This is a genomic window from Streptomyces chiangmaiensis (assembly GCF_036281785.1).
In the GTDB taxonomy this organism is placed as follows: domain Bacteria; phylum Actinomycetota; class Actinomycetes; order Streptomycetales; family Streptomycetaceae; genus Streptomyces; species Streptomyces chiangmaiensis.
Map to the genome: position 1 here is coordinate 1 of NZ_JAYWVC010000247.1, position 10,635 is coordinate 10,635.

A 10,635-nucleotide genomic window follows, 5' to 3' on the forward strand; every position below is an offset into this window, starting at 1 on the left:
ACAGAGGCACCCAAGGGCACCGACCTGTCCGTCCACAGCCGTGAGCAGCTCGACGCCGTCGCCGCCGAACTCAACGGCCGCCCACGCAAAACGCTCGGCTGGGAAACCCCAGCCGAGCGTCTGCATAAACTGCTCGTGGCTTGATCAACACGACTACGTGTTGCGACGACCCCTAGAAAGCGCCGGACGCCGGTCAGGGCCTTTCGCGTACATGCCGGAGCGGTGCGGGCCCGTCGCGACTGCGTGGTGAACGGCACTGCTCCAGTCAGGCGGTGGTGCAGCCGCTGGTCGGCAGAGAGCCGAAGCTGGGCGGCGTAAGGCCGTCGTAGATCGCCAGCAGGTAGCTCTGCGGGCAGTGGGCCACGCCGTCGCTGGTCCTGATCTCCACGTGCAGGTGGGGTGCGCCGGAGTTGCCGGTGTCGCCGGTGGTGGCGATTCGGGTGCCGGCGGCCACCTGGACGCCGTCGGCCACGGAGCGTGCGCTGAGGTGGCAGTAGACGAAGCGCGAACCGTCCGGCTGGAGCAGCCGGATACCGATGCCGCAGGACGTGCTGCTGTAGTGGTCGACGACTCCACTTTTGATCGCGTATGCCGGGATGTAGCTCACGATCAGGTCGATGGCCGGAGTGGTGCCGTAGTGCGGAGCCGCGTAGTCCGACCGGGGGACAGCGCTCCGGGCGAGCGGCAGCGAGTAACCGGACGGGGTACCGCCGCCGCCGTCCGCACCGTTGGTGCCGAGGAGGCTCTGCCAGGTCTGCGGGCCGACCAAGCCATCGACGGTGAGACCGTGGGAGCTCTGGTAGGAGCGCACCGCGGTGTTGGTGGCGGGTCCGAACTGCCCGTCCACGGACAGGCCCGCACCATATGCATTGAGCTGGGTCTGCGCCGCCTTCACCGCCTCGCCGGTCGATCCCTGGCTCACCGAGACGACCAGGCGTGGCCATGTCTGCGCGCCGATCGTGCCGTCGGCGGTCAGTCCGTGGGCGGTCTGGAAGCTGATCACGGCCGAGCGGGTGGCCGTTCCGAACTGCCCGTCCGCCGCGATGCCGTACCCGTGGTGCCGCAACAGGTACTGCGCGGCCTTGGTGTCCACCCCGCTCGCGCCCTGGCTGATCGACGGCCAGGCGGGCAGAGCCTGGGCCTGGGTTGCCGGCAGCAGGGCGACAAGGAACGCGGTCACCATGGTCATTACGGTGACGGCAACGGATCGAAGTCTTCCTGAGTGCATGGAAAGGCCTCCATTGGTGGTGAGTGATGCGCTTGCAGCAGCACGCGGGCCGCCCGCTGTGCGATCGGGAACGCGTGGCCCGCGTCCGGACCGGGCTCTCAATGCCTGGGCGTTCTGTTGCCCTGGTTCGGAGAGGCCCGCCCGCGCCACGCCGACGGGAGTCGGCGAGCCGGTGACGGAGCTGCAGATGCCCTGAGAGAGTGCGGCTTTGGGCATGCGTGAACTCCCGTCAGGACGGACAGCGGGCCAGCCTGCGCGTGGTGCCGCACCAGCATGCCGCCAACGGCTCTACACGGGTAGACCCCGCAAGGGATTCTCGGCGGCCAAGGTGTTACCAAGACCTCGCCACGGCCACCCACGTTGGCCCGCTGCCTGCCCACACCAGCCACGTGAGCCTCACCCACCGACCGCTGGGTCTTCCATCAGCCCGACGCGGCCAACCCGAACGCCTGCCTGCGCCCCTCTAGCTGAATACCCCTCACCACCACAGCCATCCGCCGCGGTACTGCGGAGGCCGACCTGGGCGCAGCACGCACCAACCTCCGACGAACGATCCAAGAAGAGAACAGGAGCCGTTGAACGACCGGTCCTACCCGTTGCCCTCACTGGCATCCAGCACACCGGCCGGTGGCGGTGTCATGCCCATTCGAGGAAGGGCCTTCCCCCAGGCCAGGCAGTCAGCGTTTCCGCAGGTCGTGCAGGCCAGTTGAAGGTGTGCCCGGCGTAGAGCAACGGAGCTCGTCGGTACAGGCAGTCGTCCAGGACAGCTTGTTCCCAAGGAGCTCCGGCGCCGTCTCATCATGTCCTGTCCGTCCCGGTGACGGCCATCACCCGTACGGTCACCGTAGCCGACGGGAGGTTCGCTGCCGGCCTTCTGGGCGGGCTGACTGCCTTTCTGCCTTTCGAGTTGGTCCGTTCCACACCCCAGCGAGCCCCATCGGAACGGTGTCGAGACGCTCGCAGACCACGACGCTTTTGGGCTGATGGGTCAGGTAGCACAGATCCCTGTCTTCGAACCTCCCGTCCGGCCCGTAGCGGGAGTACAGCTTCTTCAGGTGCTCCCGGTCGGCGAAGGCCTCCAGTTGCCGCACGTAGCCTTCCTGCTGCTCGGCACTGACCTCTTTGAGGATGACCAGGAGGATGTCTTCCGATAGGTCGCGGTCGTAGCCGGTGCGGTCAGGGACACGAAGATCCGTTCGACTGCCTACAGTACCCGGCTCACCTGTTCCTCCCCCACGCTGTCGACCGACATAGGCGAGGACCGCGGAGTCCGGGTCTATACGGCCGGCGGTGTCTCCCGGCTGCCGCTTGTCATCCAGCAAGCCTCCCACCGGACAGACCCGGGTCTCGTCCCGGAACGGCAGAGGGGATCCTCGCGGCGGCGCCAAGCTGGTCCCTATGTCGGTCAACAGCAGCCAGAACGGCTGACGACAGCGGATCCGACGGGAGAGCGGAGCTGTGCTGCCTCTGTATCCGTCATTGCGATACAGTTTTGCGTACGACGTGAACCGAACAGCGCAAAGGATGACACGGGGATGACCGTGGGCGGAGGTCTCGGCGAGGTCAGCGAAGAAGTCGGACGTGGTGTGCCTGCACGCCCTCCGAGCAGTGCGGACATCCGGCGTTTCAATCTGACGCGTGTCCTGCAGCTTGTACGAGGAAACGCGCCGCTCACGCGCAGCGCCCTCGTCACTGCTTCCGGAATCGGCCGGGTGACCGTCCTCGACATCGTCGCCGAGCTCCAGGAGTGGGGATTCGTGCGCGAGAGCGGGTTCGCTCCCACAGGGCGGGCGGGCGGCCGACCGGCCCGGGCGCTTGAGATGGACGACACTCGTCTTGCGGTCGGCGTCTTGCGGGTCGACGCCGACCATGCGGCCTTGGAGTGCGCTTCCCTGCAGGGTCGGACGCTCTTCTCTCGCCGCATTGACCTTGATGTCTCGCAGATGGGTCCCGATCGGATCCTCGAGGACCTGGCCAAGGCCGTCGAGGAGGCGAGGGCCTTCATCGCTTCGGCGGGCACCCGGCTTGTCAGGGTGAGCGTCGGGTGCCCGGCCTACGTGGATGCGTCGGCGGGTGTCGTGATCTCGTCTTACGCCCTGGGGTGGAGCGAGGTGCCGGTCGTGGCGGAACTCGAGCGGCTGGTTGGGAACGGGGTGTCCTTCTCGCTCGACCGTCTGGCGAATCTGGCCATTCACGCGGAGCGGAGGGCCGGGGGCTGGCCGGACGAGCAGGGCCTGGTCCTGCTCTTCGGAGACGTGGGCATCGGTGGTGCGTACCAGCGCAACGCGGAGGTCCTGCACGGGGATTCCGGAGTCGGTACGGAGTTCGGTCACATCGTCGTCGAGCAGGGCGGTCGGCCGTGCTTCTGTGGCAAGGAAGGCTGCCTCGAGACCTACGTCGGACTCGGGCCGCTCGCCAAAGCCCTGGGCGTCGAACCGGAAGTCGAGAGGGTCGGCCTCGTGGCCCATATGCTCAAGGCGCTTCAGAACCCGGACGCGAAGATCCGGGAGGAGGCGGCACGGCAGGGAGTCAGGCTGGCCCAGGGCGTCCAGTCCTTGATGAGTGTCTTCGACCCCCGCGTTGTCATCTTCGGCGGCCACCTCTCTGCACTCGCGCCCCTGATCATGCCGTCCTTCTGGACGGAGTTCGAGCGGGCCCGCGACAGGTACAGCCGGGCCGGGGTCTGCGTCTCGACGCTTGGGACCTCAGCCGTCATGGCCGGCGGCATCGAATCCGCCATCCAGCACCTCTGCCTCATGCCCTGGGTCGTCGAATAGGCGTCCCATGTCTTGACAAGCGGGGTCCAGCTCTCCCAGGGTTAAGTTCAGGAGGCTGACCAAACTGATGTTCAAGGGAGAGCACCGGCAATGGTTGAAGGCCGCACACATGAAGCCAACCGCAGGCGTTTCCTTCAGATGCTGGGAGCGGGCGCTGCTGTTCCACTCCTGGGCGGACTCGCGGGCTGCAGCAACAGCGGCGGGGCCCTGGGCGGCGGAAGCGCCGCCAGCGGGAAGGTGACCGAACTCGTCGTCCCGACCTCGCAGTCTCCGTGGTTGGGCGCCTATCGGAAGCTTGCGGCGAAGTACCAGGAGAAGACCGGAATCAAGATCACCCTGCGGGAGTTCCCCTACGACGGGCTGTACACGCAGATGACCAACGCCGTGCACGGCGGCAACTTCCCGTTCGACGTCTTCCAGCTCGATGAGTTCGGCGTCGGGCAGTTCTACAGCAACCAGTGGGTCCAGTCCTTCGATGCCGTCGATCAAGGCTTCAAGATCGACCCTCAGGTGATCACCTACGCGAACTTGCCCTTCTGGGACGCTGCCACGCGCAGTTCGACGCCCGAGGGCAAGGTCATGGGGTACCCGATCAACGGGAACATGGACCTCTTCGTCTACCGCAAGGACATCTACTCGAAGTTGGGCCTGTCCGTTCCGAAGACGTGGGATGAGGCGATCGCCAACGGGCAGAAGGCCGTGGACTCCGGCAAGATCCGCTACGGGTACGTCCCGCGGGCTCAGGCGACACAGAGCGGTCTTTCGGTGACCTACGAATTCATGCCCGTCTTCTACAGCTACGGCGGAGCCTGGTTCAAAGACGCAGGCACGGACTGGACCCCGACCGTCAACACGCCGGCAGGCATCAAGGCTGCGACGGTCTACCGCGAGCTGGCCAAGCTCGGCCCCAAACAGCCCCAGACCATCGGCCAGGCCGAGGTCATCTCCCTGATGCAGGGGGGACAGGTGCTGCAGACGCACGTCGTGGCTGCGGCCGCGAGCCAGTTCCAGGACAAGGACAAGTCCCAGATCGCCGACGCTGTCGGATTCGCGGAGGTCCCGGCCGGTTCGACCGGAACGCCAGCACCGACCAGCGGCACCTGGAGCCTGTGCATCCCGAAGGGCCTCTCGTCCGACAGGGCCGCCGCGGCACTGGACTACATCAAGTGGGTTGTCTCCGACGAGGCCCAGACCCTCTTCACGCAGGCGGGCGGCATCCCGACGCGTCGGAGCGCTCTGTCAGCAGGCGCGTCCTCGGGCACGGCCGCGTCCTACCTGGAGCCGCTCGAAGAATCCGTCAAGAACGTCAAGCCATCCATCCGGTGGACGTTCGGCCCCGCGATGTCCGCCCAGACAGAGAAGTACCTGAGCCAGATAGCCGCCAGCCAGGTCACCCCCGAGGCAGGCATGGCGGCCCTGCAGGATGCCCTTGCCAAGGTCGTCAAGGACGCGGGTTACCTGAAGTGACAGCCGCAGCCCGATTCCGCACTGACGTCCCGACAACCACAGCCCCTCCCACGGCCGGTCGGCCGAGCAGACGACGGTGGTCCCGCTTCGGCCTGCTCGCGGTGGCGCCATTTGCCCTGTTCCTGATCGTCTTCGGTGTCTACCCGATGATCCAGCTCGTGACGATGGCGGTCTCGAACGTCACGATCCTGCAAGGCAGTTTCCATTACCGGCCCGCCGGCGTGGACAACTTCGCCCGCATCGTGACCGACCCCGACACGGCCCCTGTGGTGGGCGCGACAGCCGTGTTCATCGTCTGCGCCGTCGTCCTCACCGTGGGCCTCGGCACCCTCCTCGCGGTCCTGCTCGACCGGGCGCCGTTCATGGGCCGCGTCGGTCGGCGTGTGCTCATCTGGCCGACGGTCGTCGCCCCAGTGGTCGTCAGCGTGATCTGGCTGCTCCTGCTGAGCCCCACCATCGGCCTCGTCAACAAGGTCCTTTTCGCCCTGGACCTGCCCCAGCAGGGCTGGCTCGGCGAACGCGTCGGGGCCATGATCGCCATCATCGTCGTGGACGTCTGGCACTGGTCACCCCTGGTTTTCCTACTCGTCTACACCGCGCTCCAGTCGGTCGACCCCGAGGTCCTCGAGGCCGCCCGCGTGGACGGTGCGGGCGAGGCCCGGGTGATCTGGCAGGTCGTCCTGCCCATGATCCGGCCGGCCATCGTCACCGCTGCGGCGATCCGGCTCGTCATGTCAGTGAAGGCCTTCGACGAGATGTACCTCCTCACACACGGCGGCCCCGGCAACGCGACAAACCTGATCAGCCTCCACATCCGCACGATCTTCTTCGACCGTCTGGAATTCGGCTACGGCGCCGCGATCGGCGTCGCGATCATCGTTGCCTTCGCCCTGCTCGGGGGGATCTTCGCCCTCGTCAGGCGCCTTGTCACACGTCAGGAGGCCGCTCGTGTCTGAGACCCGCCGCTCGGCCCGGGGGGCGATCGGCACCCTGGCAGAGCTTGTGCTGATCGCAGCCGTCGCCGCCACGCTGGCACCGATCCTGTGGATGCTGGTCCTTGCGTTTCAGCCCCTGAAGGACATCATCGGCTCCGGGGTGAAGATCGACTTCAGCCTGAGCAACTTCACCGACCTCCTGGCGCCGGGGAACCCCCTGCTTGCCCAGCTGGTCAACAGCCTGACCATCGTCATCGGGACCGTGCTCCTCTGCCTGGTCTTCGGCTCCCTCGCCGGCTACGCCCTGTCCCAGCTGATCCTGCCGCGGTGGGGGACCATTCCCCTGCTACTGCTGGCCGGGTTCATCCCGCTCATCCCGCCCATGGTCCTCGTCCCGGGCCTCTACGCCACGATGACGAGCCTGGGGCTCATCGGCGGGAACTTCGGCCTGATCCTGCTCAACACGGTCTTCCAGATGCCGTTCGCTGCCCTGCTGATGAAGGTCTACTTCGACGGCGTCCCCAACACCCTCCGGGAGGCAGCCTTGATCGACGGCGCCTCCGAGTTCGCCACCTTCCGAGCCGTCATGCTGCCCCTGGTCAAGCCCGGTCTCGCAGCCGTCGGCACGTTCACCGGCATCATGGCCTGGAACGAATTCCTCTTCGCGCTCACCATGACCTCCGGCGGGACGACTTCACCCCTGACGGTCGGCATCGCCTCCCTGGTCCAGCCGTACGAGGTCGCGTGGGGCCAGATGGCCGCCGTGGGGACCTTGGCCGCCGTGCCGATCATCATCATCTCCGTCATCGCCAACCGCTACATCGTCGCGGGCCTGACCGCGGGCGCCGTCAAGGGCTAACCCGCCCACCGGCGCAACCACCTGTGAAGGGATCCACCATGTCCCGTCCCAACGTTGTCCTCGTGCTGGTCGATGACCTCGGCTACTCCGACCTCGGCTGCTACGGCGGCGAGATCTCGACGCCGAACGTCGACTCCCTCGCCGCGGGCGGGGCCCGGCTCGCGCAGTTCTACAACACCGCGCGGTGCAGCCCGTCCCGTGCGTCCCTCCTCACGGGCCTGCACCCGCACCAGACCGGCATCGGCGTCCTCACCGGGGACGACTCGCCCGTGGGCTACAAGGGCGACCTGCACCGCGGCTGCGCGACCATGGCGGAGATCCTCAAGGGCGCGGGCTACGCGACCGCCCTGACCGGAAAATGGCACCTGGCCGCCGACCCGCGGAACCCCAACGACGCCTGGCCCACCCGGCGCGGCTTCGACTATTTCTACGGCACCCTCACAGGCTGCGGCAGCTACTACAGCCCCGGCACGCTCACGCGCGGTGAGGAGAACATCGGGCATGAAGCCAACGAGCCGGGCTTCTACTACACCGACGCGATCACCGACGAGGCCGTCGCGTTCATCGAGCGCTCCACCGCCGCAGAGCAGCCGTTCTTCCTCTATACGGCCTACACCGCCCCGCACTGGCCCCTCCACGCCCCCGAAGAGGACGTCCAGAAGTACGCCGGTCGCTTCGCAGCCGGGTGGGACGCGCTGCGCCAAGAGCGCTTCAAGCGACAGCTCGAACTCGGCATCGTCGAGGCGAACGCCGAGCTCAGCCCCCGCGACGCCGACGAGCCGGCCTGGGAGGCGGTCGAGGCCAAGGACTGGAACGCCCGCCGCATGGAGGTCTACGCCGCTCAGGTCAGCCGCATGGACGACGGAATCGGCCGGATCCTCGACACGCTCAAGCGGCTCGGGCAGTTCGAGGACACGATCGTCGTCTTCCTCTCCGACAACGGCGCCTCCCCCGAGGAGATCCCGCACATGAAACGGGAGAAGTTCGTCTCCCGCACCGACATCTTCCCCACCCACACCCGCACGGGCCAGCCCGTCCGTCTCGGCAACGGGCCGGACATCATGCCCGGCCCGGAGGACACCTACTCGAGCTACGGGCGCCCGTGGGCCAACCTGTCCAACACCCCGTTCCGGCTCTACAAGAAGTGGACCCACGAGGGTGGCATCGCGGCCCCGTTCATCGTCCACTGGCCCGGCGGGGACCTCGAGGCCGGGCAGATCCTGCGCCAGCCGCGCCAGCTGGTGCACGTCCTGCCGACCATCCTCGACGCGCTCGGCGTTGACTACCCCTCCGCCATCGGTGACCGCCCCATCCCGCCACTCGAGGGCGGCAGCTTCCTGGACCACCTCCGCGGCGGCGGACACGCCCCGTCGGCGGCGGACGACGGCGAGCCCACGCTCTACTGGGAGCACTGCGGCAACGGCGCCATCCGGCGCGGCCTTTGGAAGCTCGTGCGCGAATACCCGCACCAGTGGGAGCTGTACGACCTCGCGAACGACCCCACCGAGCTTCACGACATCGCGGACCAGAACCGCGAACTTGCCGAGCAGCTCCTGGCCGACTGGTCCGTCTGGGCAGACCGCGTCGGCGTCCTGCCGTTCAACAGGATCGAGGACCTCTATGTGCTCCGCGGTGAACCCGCCGCCGACGCCGCCGGCTAGGCCCCGACTGTCCATGCTCCAGCACCACGGGCCCACGACCCCGAAGGCGCTCGCACCGACCCCGAACTGCGCCCTAGGCATGGCAGCAGAAGCACATCCCGCACGCCGAGCAGGAGAGGCACCATGAACCTTCGCGGCCCTGAAGAGCTATCTCAGCGGCAGGGATGCTGCAGCCCCGCCCGCAGCACACACGAGACCCGAACCCCCGCACCAGCGCCCTCGCTTGATGTGCGGAAGTCCCCTCCGAGCGCCTACCACGAGGAAGCCGTCATCCCGTCCGGGAGCTTCGCGATGGGCGACGCCCACGGGGAAGGCTACCCGGCGGACGGCGAGACCCCGGTCCACCAGGTGGCCCTCGAAAGCTTCAGCATCGACACCACCGCTGTCACCAACCGGATGTTTGCCCGATTCATCGGCGAGACCGGATACCGGACCGAAGCCGAAACCTACGGATTCTCCGCCGTCTTCCACCTCCTCGTCCGCGCCGACAGACACGACATTCTGGGAACCGCAACAGGCACCCCATGGTGGATCACGGTCCGCGGAGCGGACTGGGCGCACCCCGGCGGACCGAACTCGGGCTGGGAGGAGGTCCCCGACCACCCAGTCGTCCATGTCTCCCACACCGATGCGCTGGCCTACTGCCAGTGGGCCGGGCGCCGTCTCCCCACAGAAGCCGAATGGGAGTACGCCGCCCGCGGAGGGCTCCAAGGCCAGAGGTACGCCTGGGGCAACGAACTCCACGGCCCTGCGGGCGAGCACCTGTGCAACATCTGGCAGGGCCAGTTCCCAGAAGTCAACACCGCCGAGGACGGACATGTGGGAACCGCTCCCGTGAAGTCCTTCCCGCCCAACGGCTACGGCCTCTACGAGGTCGCCGGAAACGTCTGGGAATGGTGCTCCGACTGGTTCGCGCCCAACTACTACCGGACATCTCCGGCAGCCAACCCGAAAGGGCCCCTCCTCGGGACCAGCCGTGTCATGCGCGGAGGCTCCTACCTCTGCCACGACTCCTACTGCAACCGATACCGCGTGGCCGCCCGCACGGCCAACACACCCGACTCCTCCACCGGAAACTGCGGCTTCCGCACCGCCGGCCAGAACTAGGACCTCCCCTGCCGCGGCACAGAACCAGAAGAACCCAGACGCCATGACGAACACATCCATGGGCACATCCGAGACCGGGGGGCATCGAGGCGATCTTCCCGATGCCGCGCTTCCTCCGCCAGGACCGGCCGCGACCGGCTGCCTCTACTCGGCCCGGTGACCGACCGCCCTGCGCTGCTCACCTCACCGCGAGGCCTGCCTGCCCTGCTGCTTGGCAAACGGGTCTCAACTCCCTTACCGGCGGCCGAGGCACAGCCCGAAGACGGCGGAGGACACATCCCGGAGCTCCGCCTCCAGACCCCTGCTCTTTACCCAAGACGCGACACCCGCCCGGACCCTCCTCCCCGCCAGTGATCCCCAGACGTGCTCAGGCGCCCACAGTGGGCCAGGCCGGCGGCAAAATCCGTGGCCTCGCGCAACCGTGGAACCCCGAAGGACAGGATGCGTGCCAGGCGCAATTGCAATAAAGACCTGGTCAGTGCCATCGACTACGAATTGAGGAGAAGCGTTCATGTTCATGCCTCACCTGGACACCCGGCAGATAAGTGAGACGAATTTGCCGCTCGGCGCCGCCATAACCGAGATCGAAGGGCTTTACTCA

The 10,635-nt window shown here is 67.3% G+C and carries 8 protein-coding genes and 1 pseudogene; 7 read left to right on the plus strand and 2 right to left on the minus strand.

Annotated elements, in window-relative coordinates:
* Nucleotides 1-144 (plus strand): annotated as a pseudogene (locus VXC91_RS38200) (IS30 family transposase); the annotation flags it as partial.
* A gap of 121 nt (nt 145-265) precedes the next feature.
* Here VXC91_RS38200 and VXC91_RS38205 read toward each other — a convergent pair.
* Nucleotides 266-1,183, minus strand: coding sequence for a peptidoglycan-binding protein (locus VXC91_RS38205; protein WP_329511949.1), 918 nt, complete (start codon nt 1,181-1,183; stop codon nt 266-268).
* 884 nt (nt 1,184-2,067) lie between these two features.
* Nucleotides 2,068-2,550 carry a hypothetical protein gene (locus VXC91_RS38210; RefSeq protein WP_329511950.1) on the minus strand — a complete coding sequence of 161 codons (483 nt, stop codon included), beginning with the start codon at nt 2,548-2,550 and terminating at the stop codon, nt 2,068-2,070.
* Between the two features lie 213 nt (nt 2,551-2,763).
* On the opposite strand from VXC91_RS38210, the gene VXC91_RS38215 reads away from it, so the two are divergent.
* The 6 genes from VXC91_RS38215 (at nt 2,764) to VXC91_RS38240 (ending at nt 10,034) form a co-directional block, all read left to right on the plus strand.
* A complete protein-coding gene (locus tag VXC91_RS38215; protein ID WP_329511951.1) occupies nt 2,764-4,005 on the plus strand; it encodes an ROK family protein in 1,242 nt (413 codons plus the stop codon).
* A 90-nt stretch (nt 4,006-4,095) separates the two neighbouring features.
* Complete coding sequence (locus VXC91_RS38220) at nt 4,096-5,472, plus strand: ABC transporter substrate-binding protein (RefSeq protein ID WP_329511952.1); 1,377 nt, start codon at nt 4,096-4,098, stop codon at nt 5,470-5,472.
* A gap of 101 nt (nt 5,473-5,573) precedes the next feature.
* The gene (locus VXC91_RS38225) at nt 5,574-6,428 is read left to right on the plus strand and encodes a carbohydrate ABC transporter permease (RefSeq protein WP_329511953.1); all 855 of its coding nucleotides are present in this window, start codon (nt 5,574-5,576) and stop codon (nt 6,426-6,428) included.
* Nucleotides 6,421-7,266 carry a carbohydrate ABC transporter permease gene (locus tag VXC91_RS38230; RefSeq protein WP_329511954.1) on the plus strand — a complete coding sequence of 282 codons (846 nt, stop codon included), beginning with the start codon at nt 6,421-6,423 and terminating at the stop codon, nt 7,264-7,266. Before VXC91_RS38225 ends, VXC91_RS38230 begins: the two co-directional genes overlap by 8 nt.
* Before the next feature lie 38 nt (nt 7,267-7,304).
* Nucleotides 7,305-8,927 (plus strand): arylsulfatase, encoded by a 1,623-nt coding sequence (locus VXC91_RS38235; RefSeq protein ID WP_329511955.1) that lies wholly within the window; start codon nt 7,305-7,307, stop codon nt 8,925-8,927.
* A gap of 123 nt (nt 8,928-9,050) precedes the next feature.
* Complete coding sequence (locus VXC91_RS38240; protein WP_408057580.1) at nt 9,051-10,034, plus strand: formylglycine-generating enzyme family protein; 984 nt, start codon at nt 9,051-9,053, stop codon at nt 10,032-10,034.
* Nucleotides 10,035-10,635 lie beyond the last annotated feature (601 nt).

Excerpts from the sequence above, each read along its gene's own strand:
- VXC91_RS38235 (WP_329511955.1), top strand. The coding sequence starts at position 7,305 with ATGTCCCGTCCCAACGTTGTCCTCGTGCTGGTCGATGACCTCGGCTAC.
- VXC91_RS38220 (WP_329511952.1), top strand. The coding sequence starts at position 4,096 with ATGGTTGAAGGCCGCACACATGAAGCCAACCGCAGGCGTTTCCTTCAG.
- VXC91_RS38240 (WP_408057580.1), top strand. The coding sequence starts at position 9,051 with ATGAACCTTCGCGGCCCTGAAGAGCTATCTCAGCGGCAGGGATGCTGC.
- VXC91_RS38215 (WP_329511951.1), top strand. The coding sequence starts at position 2,764 with ATGACCGTGGGCGGAGGTCTCGGCGAGGTCAGCGAAGAAGTCGGACGT.
- VXC91_RS38205 (WP_329511949.1), bottom strand. The coding sequence starts at position 1,183 with ATGGTGACCGCGTTCCTTGTCGCCCTGCTGCCGGCAACCCAGGCCCAG.